The 18,281-nt window shown below is 55.0% G+C and carries 16 protein-coding genes; 5 read left to right on the forward strand and 11 right to left on the reverse strand.

The features are described 5' to 3' along the window. Nucleotides 1-62: 62 nt before the first annotated feature. A complete protein-coding gene (locus MIB40_RS06670; protein WP_249692240.1) occupies nucleotides 63-1,445 on the forward strand; it encodes a DEAD/DEAH box helicase in 1,383 nt (460 codons plus the stop codon). Nucleotides 1,446-1,554: 109 nt separating this feature from the next. On the opposite strand, the gene MIB40_RS06675 is transcribed toward MIB40_RS06670, so the two are convergent. From MIB40_RS06675 to MIB40_RS06690, 4 genes are all read right to left on the reverse strand, one after another. Beyond that, a complete protein-coding gene (locus MIB40_RS06675) occupies nucleotides 1,555-2,043 on the reverse strand; it encodes an FKBP-type peptidyl-prolyl cis-trans isomerase (protein ID WP_249692241.1) in 489 nt (162 codons plus the stop codon). A 75-nt stretch (nucleotides 2,044-2,118) separates the two neighbouring features. Further along, on the reverse strand, nucleotides 2,119-4,260 hold the full coding sequence (locus MIB40_RS06680; protein ID WP_249692242.1) for a DNA topoisomerase III: 2,142 nt from the start codon (nucleotides 4,258-4,260) through the stop codon (nucleotides 2,119-2,121). 97 nt (nucleotides 4,261-4,357) lie between these two features. After that, entirely contained in the window at nucleotides 4,358-4,954 is a 597-nt protein-coding gene (locus tag MIB40_RS06685; protein ID WP_249692243.1) for a DUF938 domain-containing protein, read from the reverse strand. 8 nt (nucleotides 4,955-4,962) lie between these two features. Further along, entirely contained in the window at nucleotides 4,963-5,868 is a 906-nt protein-coding gene (locus MIB40_RS06690; RefSeq protein ID WP_249692244.1) for an AraC family transcriptional regulator, read from the reverse strand. Nucleotides 5,869-6,091: 223 nt separating this feature from the next. Here MIB40_RS06690 and MIB40_RS06695 point away from each other — a divergent pair, with 223 nt between their 5' ends. After that, on the forward strand, nucleotides 6,092-6,994 hold the full coding sequence (locus MIB40_RS06695) for a DMT family transporter (RefSeq protein WP_249692245.1): 903 nt from the start codon (nucleotides 6,092-6,094) through the stop codon (nucleotides 6,992-6,994). 108 nt (nucleotides 6,995-7,102) lie between these two features. Beyond that, nucleotides 7,103-8,227 carry a M14 family metallopeptidase gene (locus MIB40_RS06700; RefSeq protein ID WP_249692246.1) on the forward strand — a complete coding sequence of 375 codons (1,125 nt, stop codon included), beginning with the start codon at nucleotides 7,103-7,105 and terminating at the stop codon, nucleotides 8,225-8,227. An 81-nt stretch (nucleotides 8,228-8,308) separates the two neighbouring features. Here MIB40_RS06700 and MIB40_RS06705 read toward each other — a convergent pair whose 3' ends face one another. Continuing rightward, nucleotides 8,309-8,968: an alpha/beta hydrolase gene (locus tag MIB40_RS06705; protein WP_249692248.1), complete on the reverse strand. Its 660-nt coding sequence runs from the start codon at nucleotides 8,966-8,968 to the stop codon at nucleotides 8,309-8,311. 165 nt (nucleotides 8,969-9,133) lie between these two features. Here MIB40_RS06705 and MIB40_RS06710 point away from each other — a divergent pair, with 165 nt between their 5' ends. Next, nucleotides 9,134-10,132 carry a metal-dependent hydrolase gene (locus tag MIB40_RS06710; RefSeq protein ID WP_249692249.1) on the forward strand — a complete coding sequence of 333 codons (999 nt, stop codon included), beginning with the start codon at nucleotides 9,134-9,136 and terminating at the stop codon, nucleotides 10,130-10,132. Between the two features lie 118 nt (nucleotides 10,133-10,250). Here the strand turns inward: MIB40_RS06710 and MIB40_RS06715 are convergent, their stop codons facing one another. The 4 genes from MIB40_RS06715 to MIB40_RS06730 form a co-directional block, all read right to left on the reverse strand. Then, a complete protein-coding gene (locus MIB40_RS06715; RefSeq protein ID WP_249692251.1) occupies nucleotides 10,251-11,627 on the reverse strand; it encodes a M16 family metallopeptidase in 1,377 nt (458 codons plus the stop codon). 355 nt (nucleotides 11,628-11,982) lie between these two features. Then, nucleotides 11,983-12,432 carry a cyanase gene (gene cynS, locus MIB40_RS06720; protein WP_249692253.1) on the reverse strand — a complete coding sequence of 150 codons (450 nt, stop codon included), beginning with the start codon at nucleotides 12,430-12,432 and terminating at the stop codon, nucleotides 11,983-11,985. A 71-nt stretch (nucleotides 12,433-12,503) separates the two neighbouring features. Next, a complete protein-coding gene (locus tag MIB40_RS06725) occupies nucleotides 12,504-14,225 on the reverse strand; it encodes a bifunctional protein-serine/threonine kinase/phosphatase (RefSeq protein ID WP_249692254.1) in 1,722 nt (573 codons plus the stop codon). 158 nt (nucleotides 14,226-14,383) lie between these two features. Further along, complete coding sequence (locus MIB40_RS06730) at nucleotides 14,384-15,196, reverse strand: formate/nitrite transporter family protein (protein ID WP_249692256.1); 813 nt, start codon at nucleotides 15,194-15,196, stop codon at nucleotides 14,384-14,386. A gap of 381 nt (nucleotides 15,197-15,577) precedes the next feature. Between MIB40_RS06730 and MIB40_RS06735 the strand changes: the two genes are divergently transcribed. Then, on the forward strand, nucleotides 15,578-16,459 hold the full coding sequence (locus MIB40_RS06735; RefSeq protein ID WP_249692259.1) for a MaoC family dehydratase: 882 nt from the start codon (nucleotides 15,578-15,580) through the stop codon (nucleotides 16,457-16,459). A 949-nt stretch (nucleotides 16,460-17,408) separates the two neighbouring features. On the opposite strand, the gene MIB40_RS06740 is transcribed toward MIB40_RS06735, so the two are convergent. After that, on the reverse strand, nucleotides 17,409-17,957 hold the full coding sequence (locus MIB40_RS06740; RefSeq protein WP_249692260.1) for a thioredoxin family protein: 549 nt from the start codon (nucleotides 17,955-17,957) through the stop codon (nucleotides 17,409-17,411). A gap of 16 nt (nucleotides 17,958-17,973) precedes the next feature. Continuing rightward, nucleotides 17,974-18,264, reverse strand: coding sequence for a putative quinol monooxygenase (locus MIB40_RS06745; protein WP_249692262.1), 291 nt, complete (start codon nucleotides 18,262-18,264; stop codon nucleotides 17,974-17,976). Nucleotides 18,265-18,281 lie beyond the last annotated feature (17 nt).

The raw sequence follows: 18,281 nt of genomic DNA on the forward strand, positions 1-18,281 counted from the left end.
CCTGTTTGGGGTTTACAATGCGCGCCAGAACCCTTTCCTAACCATCCCTATGAGGCTCGACATTGTTCAACCAACTCGCCCTGAGCGAACGCCTGTTAAAAGCGCTCGATACCCTTGGCTTTACCGAGCCCACTCCGGTCCAACAAAAATCGATTCCACCGGCGCTGAGCGGTAAAGACCTGCTGGTCTGCGCTCGCACCGGCAGCGGCAAAACCGCCGCCTTTGTCTTGCCTATCCTGCACCGGCTGCACGAAAGCCCCAAGCCCAATTCCCAGGCTCGGGCACTGATCATGGTACCCACTCGGGAACTCGCTCGTCAGGTCATGAAAGCCTGCCAGCAACTGGGACAATTCACCTTTATCAAAGCCGGCATGATCATCGGCGGTGAGGGCTTCAAGGAGCAGCGAGCCATGCTGCGCAAGAACCCGGAGATACTGGTCGCCACTCCGGGACGCCTGGTCGAGCATCTGGAAGCGGAATCGCTGCATCTGGATGACATCGAGGCACTGGTGCTTGACGAAGCGGACCGCATGCTGGAGATGGGCTTTAGCGAGGATCTGGAAAAGATCTGCAGCGCCTGTGCTAGCGAACGCCAAACCCTGCTCTATTCCGCCACGTTAAAACGCCGAGGGCTCGATACGATCATCGGCCTGGCACTGGATAACCCTGAGTCGTTGATTCTGGATACTCCCCGCAAGCAGAACGATGACATCATTCAACAGATGATTCTGGCTGACGATAACGACCACAAAACCGCCCTGATCAGTCACTTGCTGGAAAACGATCCTTTCGACAAAGCCCTGATATTTACCAATACCCGCACCATGGCCGATCAACTCTGTGGGCAGCTGCGAGGCAAAGGGTTACCGGTTGGCGTGCTGCATGGCGAAATGAATCAGCAGGAACGCACCCATGTAATGCAGCTGTTCCGTGACGGTCACTTCAAAGTGTTGGTCGCCACCGATCTCGCGGCTCGCGGGCTGGATGTCAAAGGCATCGATCTGGTGATCAACTACGATATGCCCCGCAATGGTGATGACTACATTCATCGCATTGGCCGAACCGGGCGAGCGGACACCGCCGGCGTTGCTATCAGCCTGATCTGCGCCTATGACTGGAACCTCAAAGCCGGTATCGAGCGTTATATCAATACCGGATTGCGCAAACGCCATATCGAAGGTCTGATCGCCAACTATAAAGGCCCGAAAAAGGTCAAGAGTTCGGGCAAGGCCGTGGGCAGCAAAAAGAAGAAGGCCTCGGCCACAAAGAAACGTCCCGAGGCCAAAGGCGGTGCTAGATCGGCAGCGAACAAAGACGCTAAAAAAGGCCCAAAGGCAGCAGCAAAGCCAGCCCCCCAAGGGCGTAAAAGCGTTGCTAAAGGCACCGCAAAATCGAATCCCTGGGGAGAAGAAGCGGGTTTCGAGCCCCCGAAGCGGCGCAAATAACACCGAGCTATCAACTGTCAGCGGCACGCCCGAAGCTCTTATCTTCGAGCGCCTGCATTCGACTTGCCTTCAGGTCGTTCTGGCTGATAAGCCCGCCGCAATTTCGTGATCAGTGGTGATGACCACCGACGCCATGGGCATGGCCATGGGCCTTTTCCTCATCGCTGGCATCGCGCACATCGATAATTTCAATATCGTAATGCAGATCCATGCCCGCAAAGGGATGGTTGGTATCCACATCCACATTAAAACGGCCGGATTTTATAATCGTCACCGGACGCGGACCATTTTCAGTATTCACGCTAACCACCGCGCCAGGCATTAGCAGCGATTTCTTTTTGACCAGCAGGTGTTTGATAGGTATGCGCTGTTCGCTGCCCTCAACCCGCTCGCCATATCCGTCTTTGGCGACCACCACCGTACTGAAACGAGTACCCTGCTCGCGATCGGTCATGGCCATTTCCAAACCCGGAATCATATTATTATGACCATGCAAATACGCCACCGGATCGTTGTCGTAGGAGCTCTCCAGCTCATTGCCTTCGCTATCGTTCAAACGGTAATGAAACTGCACCACCTTATCGGCTTCGACCTTCATCGCGGTTACTCCAAAGAGGAAAATGGGCGCACATTATCGGGGCAGCCTTACGCCTTGGCAACCATTGCCTGACAATCAGGCCGCGCTTCCGGACCTGGCCGACTTGGCCTGGCTCGACGAGCTACTGCCACGACCAGCGGCAGGCTTGGGTCTAGAGGCGCTTTTAGCCCTGTTCGTACCCGCGGCCTTACTCGCACCGGCCGCCTTGCCGGCACCAGGCTTTGCTCGACTGCCATTCGCAGCTGTTGTCCCTCGGTTGCGTTTGGGCTTTTTCGCGCCTTTGCCTCGCCATTTTCTTGCGGGTGCTTGCACCGCCCCAAACGCTGTTGGCAGATTGGCCTGGGACAGTACAATCAAGGCTTGCAGGCTCTGTTGCAAGGGTTGCATAAAGCCCTGATAGTTCGACTGACGTTCGCAAATGGCTTCCAGCTGCGCTTCCCAGCGCGCCGTCATATCCGGGGTTGCCACCGCCTCAGGCAAACTGTTTATCAGGGCGTTACCGATCTCGCTGGCGCGAATCTGCTTGCCCTGGCGCTGCAAAAACTGGCGCTGAAACAACAGTTCGATAATACCAGCCCTGGTGGCTTCTGTGCCCAGACCATCGGTATCGCGAAGAATACGGCGGGTGTCCGGATCGCTGACAAAACGGGCAATACCGGTCATCGCGGCCAGCAATGTAGCATCGGTAAAATGTTTCAGCGGCTGGGTCTGCTTGTCTTTCACCGCCGCCTGCAGGCATAACAACGAATCTCCTTGCTTTAGGTCGGGCAAGGTTTGAATGGGAGGCGCATCCTTATCATCACCTGACGAAGCAACATCACCCACTTGAGAAGCGTCGGCTTTATTCTTTTTGGTGGCTGGCAACAGGGCTTTCCATCCTGGCTGTAGAACCTGGCGGGCCCTGGCTTCGAATTGGCCACCGGATAATGTGAGAAATACTCTCGTATCGCGATAACACCAGGCATCATAAAACTGCATCAGATATTGACGTGCGATCAATTCGTACAACTGCAATTCCCGACGGTCCAGTTTAGCGGTATCCAGCTGGCGCTCTGTCGGGATAATGGCGTGATGTGCCGTCACCCTGGCATCATTCCAGGCCCGTCCTCGCTGTTTCAGGTTGGCATGGGTCACTGCATCGCCAAGCCCCGTGCAATTAGTAGCAATTGCATGGGTTACCTTACCCACCTCCTGAAAGTGCTGAACGGGTAAGTAGCGGCAATCAGAGCGGGGGTAAGTAATCAACTTATGACGCTCATAGAGCTGCTGACACAGATCCAGCACCTGTTTGGCACTAAGCCCAAAGCGCTTGGCTGCATCGATCTGCAAGGCCGACAAATTATAGGGCAAAGGCGCAAGCTGTCTGCCTTCTTTTCCCTTAAGGCTCTCTACCGTTGCCGTTTGGCCCTGTATGCGCTGCACCACGTTATCGGCCAGCGAACGGTTCAACACCCTGCCCTCTTCGTCCTGATGGGGACGGCAAGCCTCACTGGGCAACCATTTGGCGTTAAAGGTGTCACCCGTTGCCGTTTGCAATTGCGCCCAGACCTCAAAATAGGCCTTGCTTTGAAAGTGTTCGATCTCGGCATCGCGCTGCACCACCAGCCCCAGCACCGGCGTCTGCACCCGGCCGACACTCAGTAACCCCTGGAAACCGACCTTTCGACCCTGCAATGTCGTGGCGCGGGTCATATTGATGCCATACAGCCAGTCCGCCCTGGAACGGGCCAGGGCCGACACCGAGAGCGGCATAAATTCTTTATTGGGGCGCAGGTCAGCGAGTGAGCGCAAGACCGATTGGGGGTTGAGATCGCTGATCAGGCAGCGCTTAACCGCCTCGAAACGCTGGCCTTTCACTCCCAGGTAATCGAGCACCTCATCCACCAGCAGCTGGCCTTCGCGATCAGGATCCCCCGCATGCACCAGCTGATCAGCTTGCTTGACCAGCTTACGCAGTACCGACAACTGTTTACGGGACTGCGGGCGCGGCTTCAGTTGCCAGCTCTCGGGAACGATGGGAAGGTGCTCCATCTGCCACTGTTTAAATGCCGGGTCGTAGGCTTCCGGTTCGGCTTGTTCCAGCAGGTGACCTATGCACCAGCTGACACAATCGCCATTGCCCAACCAGATACAACCATCCTCCTTACGATGAGGCTTGGGCAGTACGGCGGCAATGGCCCGCCCCAGGCTGGGCTTTTCAGCAATATAGAGTTTCATTCGAAAGCGCCAAAATACTGTACATAAAAACAGTATACTAGACCGCTTTTGAGCACATGCCAACCCGGAACGACATGGCCCTATAGGGATATACGACTCAGGTGCGAATAAACCTTAAGAGCAGATTATTGGCCGGCATAGCATCCTCGCCCTGTAACACCAGCCCGACCCGAGCCGAGCGGGAAGCAATATCAGCCATATCCTTGATACCGCTATCGGGGTCACGCTCCCGCAACCAGACATCCAGCTCCCGATTGCCTTCGCTGGTGTATTGCCCGTCACGGTTAAAGGGTCCGTAAGCGCAAAACACAGCCCCGGAAGCCAAGTGAGTGGCAACCCCTGCGAGTAACGCCTCGACCACCGACCAGCCGACAAAATGCAGGGTATTGGCGGTAAAGGCGCCGCCATACCGATCCGAAAGCGGCCAGGGATTCGAGGTGACATCGAGCACAAGCGGGGGCAACACATTGTCCAACGCGGCCTCTTGACGCCAAAGCTCAATCCCCGGCAAGGCTGGAGCCAAATCACTGGGCTGCCATTTCAGATGAGGCAGATGCCGAGCCATATAGACCGCATGTTGGCCGGTACCACTGCCAACTTCCAACACGCTCCCAACCTCGGCGAAGTGCGCCTGAAGCGCCTCGCATATCGCCTGCTGATTGCGCAGGCAGGGCTGACTGACGGGCTTGTCCATAACAGAGATTAACTCACCGCCTTACGATACCGCGCGGGGGTTACCCCCACCAGCTGGCGAAACACCCGACCGAAGTGGCTCTGGTTACTGAAACCGCAGTCCAGGGCGATCTCGGCAATCGATTCCGCCCCCGACAAACGCTCACGGGCATGCTCGATGCGCAAGCGAGTCAGATACTGGTGCGGCGTGCAGGCCATGCTGATACGAAACATGCGATTGAAGTGGAACGGACTCAGCTGGGCTATGCCGGCCAATTCCTCCAGCGACAACGCACGGTGCAGTTGGTCTCGCATATACTCCTCGACCCGCTTGCGCACGGCCAGCGTAAGCCCGCCACGAAACAGACCCGGATCGGTTCCCGGTCGCACATAGCGCTTTAAAAGATGCAACATGACGGCTTCGCTGGCTTGTTGCAGCGCCAGGGTTTGTTCCACCCCCTGCCATTGCAACGGCATCATTTCCCGGTGCATCAGGCTAACCAGCTCGGGGTCGTCAAAATAGGTCAGGTCTGGCAAAGCCACCCGCCGCGGGTCCAGATCCAGCGCCGTCAGAGCCAGTTGCCCAAGCGCCTCATCGGTAAAGTAGAGATGGATAAACTCCAGATAATCGTCAATCTCCCACTGTGAGTCGTGCCCCACCGGGAACAGGCAGAGGCTATCGGGCTGACCTTTTAGCTGCGGCAGATCCCTGCGGCGAATACTGGGACCACCGCCCTGCAGGTAAAGGCTCAGGGTATGGTGATTGAGATTTTCGTAACTGACCCGGTCCTGATGATTGCTCCAATGGCCCAGGCTGATGCCACCGGGCAGGGTCATCTGCTGGTGACGCTGCGCCCGGGATGCCCCCAGCGTCTCATCCACGCGGGACGAGATATCTGCAGGAGTTGCCGAAGAAGATGGAGTAACCGAATTCATAACGCCAGTGTACCACTGTTGCCTGCTGACTCAGATTCAAATCCTTCGTGACTCATCCAGTAACCGCAAGATCAGAACAAAATCGCAAGATCGTGATATTCGAAGACCCGGCTCATCATCCAAACTGACCACCACAGAACACAACCTGACACATAACGCGGCTCTGACTCAGTCCCATTCGCCAGGCCCGGGACCACAAGCCACATTGAGGATACGGATCATCATGAACGCCACACTTTACCTCTCTACCGTCTTGATCTGGGGCACCACCTGGATCGCGATCCACTGGCAACTGGGAGACGTTCCCGTACTGGCTTCGGTGTTCTACCGTTTTGCCATAGCCGCAGCACTGTTACTGCCCCTGCTCTACCTGAGTGGTCGCGTGCAGGCTACCAACCGGCGGGATCATGGCTTTATGGTGCTTCAGGGGATCTGCCTGTTTTCAATGAATTTCGTTTGCTTCTATACCGCAGGGCTCACGGTCACCAGTGGTCTGATGTCGGTCATCTTCTCCGCCGCCACCCTGTTCAACGCCTTTAACAGTCGGCTGATCTGGGGTGAACGCCCTGCCCCTGTGGTGTTTGTCGCCGGTGGGCTTGGTATCGCCGGACTGGTGCTGATGTTCTGGCCCGAGCTCAGCAAGGGCTCGGCAGACCTCAAGGGTATCCTGCTCGCGACCCTCGGCACCTATCTCTTTTCCCTCGGCAATATGGTGTCGTTGCGTCACAGCAAGAAAGGCCTGAAACCCATCACCAGCAATGCCTACGCGATGATCTACGGATCCCTGGTACTGGCAGCGCTGCTGGCGATCACGGGAACTCCGCTGGCCTGGGACAGCGAACCTCGCTATATCGGCAGCCTGCTCTACCTCTCGGTGATTGGCACCATCGTGGGTTTCACCGCGTACCTGTCACTGGTGGCTCGTATCGGCGCCAACAAGGCGGCCTATGCCACAGTGATGTTTCCGGTCGTTGCCCTGACGCTCTCCACCTGGTTCGAAGGCTATCAATGGACCATCGCCAGCGTTGCCGGGCTGGTTTTGGTTCTGGCGGGTAATGCCCTCATGTTGGGATTGCGCTGGCCCGACCTGTTACGTCCGCGCACCGCCAAAGTCACGGAAAGCTAATCCAGCCATTGCCAAGGGCAACACACCTGATCCAACCCCAGCTTTGTCTGGGGTTGCACCCACTCTCCAACCTGCAATAATCCATGCATTACCCTTTGGAGAGATCTCATGCAGATTAATGCCGCTTTTGATGGTGGAAACATCGAGGTTGTCAGTGCCGAGCGTGCCGACGATATCCAGCTGAATATCCGCACCGATCACAACAGCGATTTCTATCAATGGTTTTATTTTCGCCTCAGTGGCGTGCGCGGCCAGGCCTGCCATATGAAAATCCTCAACGCCGCCGGCGCGGCCTACCCCGGTGGCTGGGAAAACTACGCAGCGGTTGCCTCTTACGATCGAAAAAGCTGGTTTCGGGTTCCTACCACTTACCGTGATGGAGTGCTGGGCATCAAGCACGAACCCGTACACAACGCCGTGTACTACGCCTACTTCGCCCCCTATTCGATGGAGCAACACGCCGATTTTATCGCCAGTTTGCAAACCCATAGCAGGGTGCAGCTAAAGGTATTGGGTGAAACCCTGGACGGACAGCCGCTGGATCAACTGGTTATTGGCGAGCCCGGCGCCGGCAAGAAAAAGCTCTGGATTCAGGCCCGCCAACATCCCGGTGAAACCATGGCCTCCTGGTGGATGGAAGGCTTCGTACCTCGCCTGCTCGACAGCAACGACGCCATTGCTCGCGCCTTGCTGGACAAAGCCGTTTTTTATGTGGTGCCCAATATGAACCCGGACGGCAGTCGCCGCGGACATTTGCGCACCAATGCCGCCGGCGCCAACCTCAACCGGGAGTGGCTGACACCCACGGCTGAACACAGCCCGGAAGTCCTGTTAGTACGCGAACAGATGGCGCAAATCGGGGTCGATTTCTGCCTCGATGTTCACGGTGATGAAGCCCTGCCCTATAACTTTATTGCCGGCACCCACGGTATCCCCTCCTGGAATGAGCAGCGGCTCAATGCCCACAACGGTTTTGGCCAGGCTCTGCGCCGTGCCAATCCGGATTTCCAGATGGTTCACGGTTACCCGGATAACCAGCCGGGCAATGCCAATATGAACATGTGCACCAACTACGTGGCAGAAACCTTCGACTGTGTTGCAATCACCCTGGAGATGCCCTTCAAGGATACCGCCGACACGCCGCAGCCCAAGGAAGGCTGGTCCCCGGTGCGCTGCAAGCGCCTTGGGGCAAGTGCCCTGGACGCCCTGCACGATATTATCGATCAGCTGTAACTTTCAGCAGAACCAAAAAAACGGCCGATCAGTGATGCTGATTGGCCGTTTTTTAAAACAGCTTTATCGCTCGATAACCTTCTACCCCAGCACTTTCTGCAACCAGCGGGAGATATCACCAATCTGCTGCGGACACACCTGATGCTCCATCGGGTAGGTACGATATTCCGGTGCATAACCCCAGGACTGCAAAACCGCCACCGCATGCTTACCCAGAGCCTCCGGTACCACAGGATCGTACATGCCATGATCGACGATCATCGGTAGCTGGCGATTGGCCTCGCTGCGCTCCAGGGTTTCGTGGGTAGCCAGATAGGTCGATAACGCCATCAGCCCGGCCAGGGGTTTGTCATAGCTCAGCGCCGTTTGATAAGCCACTGCGCCGCCCTGGGAGAAACCCGCCAGCAGAATACGCTGACTGTCGATACCCCGTTCGATCTCCCGCTCGATCAACGCGGTAATCGCATTCGCCGATTGCATAATCTGGCTTTGATCGATCTTGCGGTCGATATCCATCGATAGAATGTCATACCAGGCGGGCATCACCATACCGCCATTGATCGTCACCGGAATCTGCGGCGCATGGGGAAACACAAAGCGCACCGCCATGGATTCGGGCAAACCTAATTCGGGCACGATGGGCTCGAAATCATGACCGCTGGCGCCCAACCCATGCAACCAGATAACGGCACTGGTAGCGGGTTGCTCAGGTTCAATTTCGATGCAGGGTAAATAGCTCATAGGGGCTCCTTGTTGATGGCCGCCATTATCTACGTTGTGCACAGCCTCAGCAAATTCTGAAAGGCTCGACAAACCGGAACCCTTATCGCTAGCATGGGTCCAAATTGGACAATCGTGATTCATCACAGCTACTTTTTTCACAACAACTAGAGCACTGCACATACAATGGATCCTGTAACCCAGGGCGTTCTGGGCGCTACCCTGGCCCAAGCGGCCAGCAAACCCAGGTTTATTATCGGCGCGACATTACTCGGAATCGCCGGCGGCATGGCACCCGATCTGGATATTCTGATTCGCTCCGAAACCGATCCATTGCTGTACCTGGAATTTCACCGGCAGTTTACCCATTCGTTGTTTTTTATCCCCTTCGGCGGTGCCCTGGTGGGCTTTTTGATGCACTGGGTATTGGGTAAGCGTTGCGGTCTGTTGGTGTGGCAAAGCCTGCTGTTTGCCACCCTGGGGTTTGCTACCCACGCCTTGCTGGACGCCTGCACCACCTACGGCACCCAACTGCTCTGGCCCTTCAGCAATGCAAGGGTGGCCTGGAATACCCTGTCCATTATCGACCCCCTTTATACCCTGCCTTTGCTGGCCCTGATCATCGCTGCGGCGCTCAAACGGCGACCGACATTCGCCCGCATCGCGCTGGCATGGGCCCTGATCTACCCCACCATCGGCATGGTACAACGGGATCGGGCCGAAACCATTGGTTGGGAGATCGCCAGCCAACGCGGCCACGAACCGATTCGCCTGGAAGCCAAACCCAGTTTCGCCAATTTGCTGGTGTGGAAAATCGTCTATGAAACCGACCAGCATTATTACGTCGACGCCGTTCGGGTGGCCGCCAACCATAAGGTCTATCCGGGACAACATATTCAAAAGCTGAATATTGCTCGCGATCTGCCCTGGCTGGATCCTGCATCGCAGCAAGCTCAGGATATCGAACGTTTCCGCTGGTTTTCCAACGGTTACATCGCCAGGGATCCAGAGCGTCCAAACCGGGTGGTGGATGTGCGTTACTCCATTATCCCGAACGAGATCAAAGCCCTCTGGGGTATCGAGTTAAATCCATTGGCCGATCATCGACAGCATGTTCAATACCAGGAGGGGCGCGATACCGGCCAGCAGAATCGCGACAAATTCTGGAGTATGTTGTTCGACTGAAACCCTTGCAGGATTGCCCCCCGACGCCGAGCACTCACAGAGTATGCCCTGCCGCCTTGCTACCCTGCTGGACCAAGTATCATCACGAGAAAGAAAGGTGTTGATCGCGAATCAGGGGCTAACGCGATCGACGCCGAAGCCACCAGCGCCACAGGGCCAGCGCCGCAACCAGCAATAGCGCCACAATGCTGGTGATAAAGGCGCCGAAGCTCATCAAAGGCGACTCCACAATTCGATAGCCGGTACCCCCCAGGTTACGTTGGATCACCTCGTTCATCTGCTCGACGGTCAAGGACTCGGTGGCCGCTTCCATATCAAGAAAGCGATCGCCTTGCAGCTCAAACAGTGAGGCCGTGTACAGATCGGCCAATGAGCTGTTGGTTTCATAGCTGATGCTGTATTCCAGCAAATCGGTACGAATCAGGCTTTGCAGGGTTTCTTGATCGATGCCCTGCACTTTCAGTTCGGCAAAGATTTGCTCAATGATCTCCAACGCCAGGTTTTCATCATCCGGAGACACATCGGCATACCCCCACAGCCAACCACCGCGTGAATCTTTTAAAGACGAGGTCCCCGGGGTATAGGTAATCCCCTCCCGCGTGCGCAGCCGGGCATAGAGTTCGTTGTCCACATAACGATCCAGAATGGTCAGAGCGTAAAGGTCCGGCGAGTAGAGATTTTCCGTCAGATAGACCACCCCCACTTCGCTCTCACTACCAAACAGCGATGACAGAGTGCCATCGTATTTCGCCCGAGCCGGTGTCAGGTAAGGCGTCAGAGGAGGCACCTGAACGGGCTTGGCGATCATCTGGCCGAAGGTCTGTTCAATGGTGGTGAGCAAATCATTATCGATATCCCCAACCACGATCAGAGTCATATTTGCGGGAACATAATGTTTATCCCGCTCATCCACCAGGCGTTGTCGATCCAGATGATTGGCGGTATCCAGCACCGGACACAGGGCTTCCATATCGTACATAAATTTGGACGCCGCACTGTGAAACAACCCCATTTCAAACAACCAGTTATAGACCGCACTGTCATCGTGGCCCGATTCACGATGCACCACATCACGACTGTTCGCGACTCGGTCTTCGGTAAAACGAGTATCCGTCATCATCTGATAGAGCAAAGAGACCGCTTCATTTTGATAACCGCTGTACAGGTCGAAGTGATATTCGGTTTGTTCCGTGTCGGTATAGGCATTCCAGGATGCCCCCCAGCTGCTGACCAGGTCTTCCAGCTCGGTTTCACTGTATTGGCTGGTGCCACTGAACATCATGTGCTCCAGCAGGTGGGGCAGTTCGCGATCCTCGCAGCTGTAATGGTCCATGCCAATACCCACCACCAGGCGGATGGAAACGTTATGAGCCCCGTCGGTCGGTTTCAGCAACACCTTCAGGCCGTTGGCCAGATCTATACGATCAACCTGATACAGCCCATCCCGGCTATAACGTTCTGCCTGAACCGCATTCGCCCCACCAAGCCAGGACATAGACACACTCAGAGCCACGACCAGGAGACGAGTAAGACATCGGCAACCAAAAGCCCTGGCCGTTAAACCCGTTTGAAACTTAAATGAAAGCAATGCCATGGAAACTCGCTGGTTAATTCGTTTCCAAAGGGTAGGCAAAAACCGAGAATAAAAAAAGCCCGCCTGTCGATCTCCATCAACAGGCGGGCTTAAAACTCGACCAACTCTTATAAGGTGACGCTGTTTTAGCTAAGGCAACTCTGACCGATTTAGATAACGTGCTGCCGGGGTTTCAGACGCATCAAACAGCGTTACTCCAATTTTTTCAGCAAAGGAGCATGACATGCGTCATTCGACATTGTCATCAAGCACCCGATCAATAGGTTTTATACGGCAGAAACTTACCCGACATCACCACATTGACACGATCGCCTTTGGGATCCGCTTCGCGCTGAATATCCATGGAAAAATCGATGGCGCTCATAATGCCGTCACCAAACTCTTCATGAATCAACTCCTTGATGGTGGTGCCATAGACATTGACCAGCTCATACCAGCGATAGATCAGTGGATCGGTCGGCACCGCCGTGGGTAACGAGCCTTTATAGGGGGCAATTTGCAACCAGGCCACGGCCTCATCGGGCAGGTCGAACAAACGCCCGACAAGTTCCGCCTGACTTTTATCAAGCGCCATCTGTCCCAGGCAAGCCGCCGTCGTCCACTCTTTGGACAGACCGATCTCAGCCGCCACATCCTTCCACTTGATGCCTTTAGTGACCTTGGCAGCCAGAATCATTTGAGTGACTTCATCACGATGACTGATCATAGAGTTTTCCTCTTGTTCGATAAATGGATAACACACTTGGGATCTAATAACGCCGGCAAGATCATCTCTTGCTAGCGGCTGAGCAAAAACACAATCACTGCCGCCAACACCACCGACATGCCCTGCCAAAACAGCACCGGATTCCGGTCGATCAATGGAGGCCGCGTTTTATTGATAAAGGCCTGGTTTGGTTGACGCAGATCCGTTAGAAATTCGGATAAAGTGTCATAACGTTTTTCCGGAAAAGGACTGACGGCTTTCTTCAAGGTCTCATCGACCCAGGCAGGAATTTCCCGCTCCTCATCCAGTACCGATTGATAATTTAGCCGTCGTTGTGCCGCCACGGTTCTGGCCTGGGAAACCCTGGTGCCATAGGGAAACTTTCCGCACAGCATGTGATAGGCCAACACCGCCAATGAATAGATATCCGATGAATAGGTGCCCAGATCGCCCAGAAAATATTCGGGCGCGGTATAAAATGCCGTGCCCAACATCGCCTGTTGCTGCGCCATGGGGGAAGCCTCAACCACGCCCGCGACGCGCGCCGAACCAAAGTCGATAATCTTCACCGTACCGGTTTTATCGATCATGATGTTGTCGGGTTTCAAGTCCTGATACAGAATCTCTTTACGATGCAGCGCCAACAATCCTTTGGCCACCTGATCGATAATGTCCCGAACGGTTTCCAACTCGGGTTTGGGGTTATCAATCAACCACTGCGCCAGGGTCTGGCCTTCGATGTACTCCATCACCGTATAGAGATAATTTCGCTTGCGATGTTGCGGCCCGGCTTTTAACACGTGAGCACTGTTCACCCGACGCGCCACCCACTCCTCCATCAAGAAACGCTCCAGGTAATCAGAATCGGTGCGCAAATCGATTGAGGGGGTTTTCAGAATCACTTGAGTATCGGTGCTTTCATCCAGCGCCAGATAGACATGACTGCGACTGGTTGCATGCACTTCCCGTACAATCTTATAGCCATCGAAACTGGCTCTGGCCTCCAGAATCGGCGCAAAAGGCAGCGCTTCCATTTGATGCTGAATAGCATTGGCATCGGCCTGCGGCAGTTCATTGACCTGGACAATTTGCAAACTCAGATTATCACCGCTGCCCTGCTTAAAGGCCTCGTCGACAATCAACCGCGCGGCGGCATCAAGCTCATCCTGCTGCTCATGAATACTGCGGATCATAAATTCGGCATCGACGAATTCGTAAACACCGTCGGTGGCCAGAATAAAAATATCGCCGCTATCAACGGCTACTGATTGGTGGTCAAGCTCCAGTTGGGATTCAATCCCCATGGCTCGACTCAGATAACTTTGCTCCTGGGACACCCAAAGCCGGTGGTCTTTGGTGAGTTGCTCCAGTGCCTTGTCCTGTAGACGATAAACTCGAGTATCGCCGACATGAAAAATATGTGCCCGGTTGGATTTGATCACCATGGCACTCAGGGTGCTGACATAGCCCCGATCCTTGTCGAAACGAAATTCGCTGTTCAGGGTTTGCGAATGCAGCCAGGAATTGGTCGCGGATAACACGCGCTGTACCGACTGTTTTACCGACCAGGCCTCGGAGGTACAGAAATAATCATCAAGAAAACTTTTTACCGCGGTTTCGCTGGCAATATGACTCACCTGGCTGCTGCTGATACCGTCGGCCATGGCCACAGCAACCCCTTTCAAACTGAGCTGGGGTTCGGTGGGAATACAAAAACCGTAGAAATCCTGATTGCTGGCCTTGCGCCCTTTATCGGAATACTGCCCCACAGAGACTTTCAGCTGACTACTCATAAGTCGATCACTACCCCGGCATTATTCGATAACCATTAATGGCTTCAGGTTGTGCGGCATGAATCTGAACAAAGCCCCAACAAGGGGATCATCGGGGCCTTGCTCAAATTCACAACAACCGGGCGCAAACGTCGACTGCGTTTGAGCCCGATATGCCATCAGGCAGCTACGCGCTTACCCACGGTGCGAACGTGAGTGGTGTAAAGCGTCAGGCCAGTGAAGGCCAAACCACCCACCAGGTTACCCAGCACAGTAGGAATTTCATTCCAGATCAGGTAGTCCATGATGGAGAACTCACCACCCATGATGATGCCAGATGGGAACAGGAACATATTAACGATGGAGTGTTCGAAGCCCATAAAGAAGAACAGCATGATCGGCATCCACATCGCCATCACCTTGCCGCTGACGGTGGTCGAGATCATCGCACCAACAACCCCCATGGAGACCATCCAGTTGCACAGCATGCCGCGCAGGAAAATGGTCGCCCAACCGGCGGCACCAAACTCGGCATAACCCAGGGTACGCGCTTCACCGACCGTGGCGATCTTGGCACCAACCGCACCCGGGTCTGTGTTAAAGCCCATGGTAAAGACAAATGCCATCATCACGGCAACGGTGATGGCACCACCGAAATTACCGATAAACACCAGCCACCAGTTGCGCAAAATGCTTTTGATGGTCACCCCCGGACGACCGTCGAGCCAGGCCAGAGGCGTTAAGACAAACACCCCGGTCAACAGGTCGAAGCCCATCAGGTAGAGCATGCAAAAGCCCACCGGGAATAAAATGGCACCGATTAAAAATACGCCGGTTTTTACCGCAACGGTAATCGCAAACGCCGCCGCCAGGGCCAGAATAGCACCGGCCATAAAGGCCCGAATCAAGGTATCGCGGGTCGACATATGAACTTTGGATTCACCGGCATCTACCATCTTGGTGACAAATTCGGATGGAACTAAATAAGCCATGATATTTCCTCATTGAGCATTAAAGTGTGGGTCATTTGCTTACCGCCAGATGTTGTTTTTGTTCTCTTCAGTCCTGCCTTCGAGGGCAGGTACTGCGCTGGTCCAAATGATACTGTCTCATAGCAAGAGCTATGCCCAACCTCAAAAAAATCAGTTTTAAGCTTAATTATCAATAGGTTAACAAACACCCGACAAAATCCGACAAACATCAACGCGCCACAACGGTGCGAAGCGCAACAGCACTGCTCCGATAACGGGCGCGCACCCATTAAGCACGCACTCACTTCAGCGCACGGCTATCACCGCTGCCGATTGCCTTTTATACTATCGCCCTTTCAATCTCCCCTTCCGGGATAACCACCTGCCCTAATGGAACCCCCAATGTCCGATGTCACGCTAAGTTTCGATACCAAACCCGCGATCGCCCCCGCCATGCTGAAAGCCCTGCTGCTGCCCCGCAAAGGCTTTAATGCCGCCACCGGTTTGCCGAGCATTAGCGCCGCCTGGAACGACCTGCACATCGACCCCAATGCGCTTGATAATTATCTGAACCTGTTAGGGCTTGCCGCCACCGATCATCTGCCAGTGCTTTACCCCCACGTGATTGCGGGGGCCATGCATATGCATATGCTGACGCACAAAGCCTTTCCGATTCGCCTGTTAGGCGCCGTGCATTTAAAAAACCGTATTCTTCAGCACCGCCCCATTGGCAAGCATGAAGTCCTCAGTTTGAGCAGCGAGATGGGCGACACGCGCCTGGTGGAAAAAGGCGTCGAGTTTGATTTCACGACGCAGGTCAGGGTACAGGGCGAAACGGTGTGGGAAGAAACCACCATCTACTTTATGGCCGGACGCTTTGGTGGCAAGGAGAACCCCAGCCCGCAGCAAAGCTTTGACCTGGCCAGCCTGGACAGCGCCGAAGAGATCGCGTCCTGGTCGATCCCGGCCAATCGTGGCAAACAATACGCCCGCATTACCGGCGACTACAACCCCATTCATATGTCGGCCACGCTGGCCAAGCTGTTTGGTTTTAAACGGGATATCGCCCATGGTTTTGGCGTTCTGGCCCAGGCCATTGAGCGCAGCCAGATTGCTATTGAAAGCGGTAAGAAAACCCAGGTGGATGTGATCTTTAAAGGCCCGGTGTATCTCGACAGCTCGGTGCAGATCCAACAAAACCAAGCGCAGGATGCCGCCCGGTTCGATCTCTATTGCGGTGATAACCCCAAGCCCAGTATCTGTGCGGCGGTGTTGTCCGTCTAAGTGGTTTTATTTTCGGCTGTTTTGATTACCTCAGGTTATTCCGAGTAATCACAATCCAATTGGCTTTTATAATTGCCGGGAAGGACCCCGGCTGGTCCCTCAAGGGCTGGAACCGCCCAGCCCGGCCGCTCTGGGCCATCCCTGGCCTCTCGGCATTCGAACATCCATGTTCATCATATCCCGGCGGCCCCACATACTGCCCGCTGCGCGGTTCCCTACGAGATTCCTTTTTTGCTCAGGTCGTGCCCATTCGCTCCCGCTCAACGGCACTCAATCGGCCATCCCTGGCCGATGGCCCTGGCAATAACGAAATCGCTTCGGTCAGCATGAAAGGGGGATGGATCGAGTAGACAAAGAGCTTTGATGCAAACCCCCCTTCTCTCTTTGACGGAAGTAAATTATCGATGCCGGGGCCTTCTTGCCAAGAAAGTGCCATGGACGGACATTTGAGTAACCCGACGCAGGACGCGGCTGGTTACGACCCTGACAGCGCTAATTTGCTGGAGTGAATCGTGAAGCGACAAAGAGAGTGGGGCTGGGGGGATTCTTAAGGGGAAGACAGCCCTTCCCCATAAGGCACTCGTCGGGGTGCGTCCCGACCGATGATCTAATTGGATTATTAAAAAAGCACAAATATAGTAACGGGATAATATTTCGAGTCCGCAATGCGTTTTGAACACAGGCTCAAAGTATCTGATTTATTGTCGAATAGATTGCCGGGAAGGACCCCGGCTGGTCCCTCAAGGGCTGGAACCGCCCAGCCCTTAAGAATCCCGGGCGGCCCACATGCTGCCCGCTGCGCGGTTCCCTACGAGATTCCTTTATTGCTCAGGTCGTGCCCATTCGCTCCCGCTCAACGGCACTCAATCGGCCATCCCTGGCCGATGGCCCTGGCAATAACGAAATCTCTTCGGTCAGCATGAAAGGGGGATGGCTGAGTGCTTTCAGGCTAGATGCTCCATTTAATAGAACACCCCATACTGGCGATCTGCTCCTTGGGACCCTGGCCGGTGGCCGCTATCAGGCGCATGGCATTGAGCAATTCGGGCACTCGCTCCGAGGCTTCTCCCATGCGGGCATCGTCCAACCGGCCTCGGTACTGCAACTCACCCGAGCGATTGAAGCCGAAGAAATCCGGCGTACAAACCGCGCCAAAAGCTTTACCGACGGATTGATCTTCATCCACCAGATAGGGGAAGCTGAAACCCTGCTGACGGGCAAAGGCGCGCATCTTGTCGGGGGCATCGGCCGGGTACGACCGATAGTCGTTGGACATGATCGCCAGTACGTTAATCCCCTCTTCCATCAGCAACTGAGTATCGGCCGCCAGACGCTCAGCAATGCGTTGAACATAGGGGCAATGGTTGCAGATAAAGGCGACCAGCAGGCCTTTTTCACCCAGCTGCTCGCTCAGGGTAAAGGGCTTGCCATCCGGGTCTTTCAGGGTGAAATCCGGGGCTTGCCAGCCGAAATCACAGATTGGGGTATCCAGTAACATAGTCGACGTCCTTGACTTAACCGATGGGGGTCATCTCATTCAGGGTAAAGCTGTCCACCGCGCCCTCGACAGCGGCCAGATAGTCTTTCAGGTGCTGATTCTCCATATGGGTCTGCCACAGCTCACGGGATTGCCAGTTCTCGAAGAACAGGAAATGCGCAGGATTTTCGTTATCCTGATGCAGGTCGTAATTGATGCAACCCTCTTCCGCACGGGTAACATCGATCAGCTTTAACAGCTCGGCTTTCACCAGATCGACCTGATCGGCCCTGGCGATGATATTGGCAACGATGGTTAACTGGGACATCTCTTTTCCTCGAACAG

The organism is Aestuariirhabdus haliotis (genome assembly GCF_023509475.1).
Lineage (GTDB): Bacteria > Pseudomonadota > Gammaproteobacteria > Pseudomonadales > Aestuariirhabdaceae > Aestuariirhabdus > Aestuariirhabdus haliotis.